Origin of the sequence: Streptomyces sp. SID5910 (assembly GCF_009862125.1) — a bacterium.
Lineage (GTDB): Bacteria > Actinomycetota > Actinomycetes > Streptomycetales > Streptomycetaceae > Streptomyces.
In genome coordinates this window covers 1-982 of the sequence record NZ_WWHX01000431.1, presented here as the reverse complement: position 1 = coordinate 982, position 982 = coordinate 1, and the positions used below count along the sequence as shown (strand labels likewise).

The 982-nt window shown below is 77.0% G+C and carries 2 protein-coding genes; one reads left to right on the top strand and one right to left on the bottom strand.

Features of this window, described 5'->3' with window-relative positions; all coding sequences use genetic code 11:
- On the top strand, positions 1-170 hold a 170-nt coding region (locus GTW67_RS38535; protein WP_202437270.1), incomplete at its 5' end, for a primosomal protein N'.
- A 78-nt stretch (positions 171-248) separates the two neighbouring features.
- Here GTW67_RS38535 and GTW67_RS15215 read toward each other — a convergent pair.
- On the bottom strand, positions 249-797 hold the full coding sequence (locus tag GTW67_RS15215) for a hypothetical protein (protein WP_161165356.1): 549 nt from the start codon (positions 795-797) through the stop codon (positions 249-251).
- Positions 798-982: the final 185 nt, after the last annotated feature.

The window sequence follows — 982 nt, the reverse complement described above, 5'->3', positions numbered from 1 at the left end:
GGGTGGGCGGGCCGCCGCCGGGGGAGCAGTGGGAGCGGGCGCTCGTCCGGGTGCCGCCGGGGAGCGGGGCGGCGCTGGCCGGTGCGTTGAAGGCCGCGCAGGCGGCGCGGATGGCCCGCGGGAGCGACGCGGCGGTGTGGGTGCGGATCGATCCGCCGGACATCGGGTGAGGAGGAGGGGGCCGGTGCCGGCACGACTGACGGCACCGACCCCGTCCGCCCGAGACCGGGCGCCTTCCGGGGCGGGGGTCAGCCGTTGCGCGGGCTGGGGAAGGCCGTGGGCCTGACCTCTTCGCGCAGGGCCGGGCTGCCGGCCGTCGGCTGGGTCGGCATGGAGCGGGCCGCGGGCACCGTCGGGACGGCCGGGAGGCCGGGGCCCACGGTGCCCGGGCGGGTGCCCGTCGGCTCCGGTGCGTGCTCGGGGGTCTCGGCGGCCGCCGCCTGGGCCGCCGCGCGGCGGGAGCCGTAACGCCGGTGCACCGCCTGCTTGGTGACGCCGAGTGCGGAGCCGACCGCGTCCCACGAGAAGCCGAGCGAGCGGTCGAAGTCGACGGCGGCCGTGACCAGGGTCTCGACACTGTCCCGCAGCTCCTGGGCGAGGCGGACCGTCGGGGCGGGGGCGCGTCCGTAGACGACGAAGCCCGTGGACGGGCCGGAACGGCGCGGTCGGTAGACATTGCCGAGCTGGGCGGTGAGGGTGCGCAGTGCGTCCACCTGCCGGCGGACCCGCTCGATGTCCCGCACCAGCAAGTGCAGGCTGGCCCGAGCCTGGGCGTCGTGGGTTGCGTGGTCGGCCATGAACAAGCCTCTCGAACCGGCGTTGCAAGGGATCGGGCCGCGCGGGCGGTCCGCTGTGTCAACTCTTCCTTGACCAACGTGCGGGTGCGGAGTTGGTCACGGGGCGGGGGCGTGGGGGTTTGGCCGTGCGCCCCCTCGGCCTTCGGCCTCGGGGGTCTCCCACCCGCGCACCACCCGTTCGCCGT

Bases quoted from the DNA above. Each gene is read 5' to 3' on its own strand.
- GTW67_RS15215 (WP_161165356.1), bottom strand. From the start codon at position 797: ATGGCCGACCACGCAACCCACGACGCCCAGGCTCGGGCCAGCCTGCAC.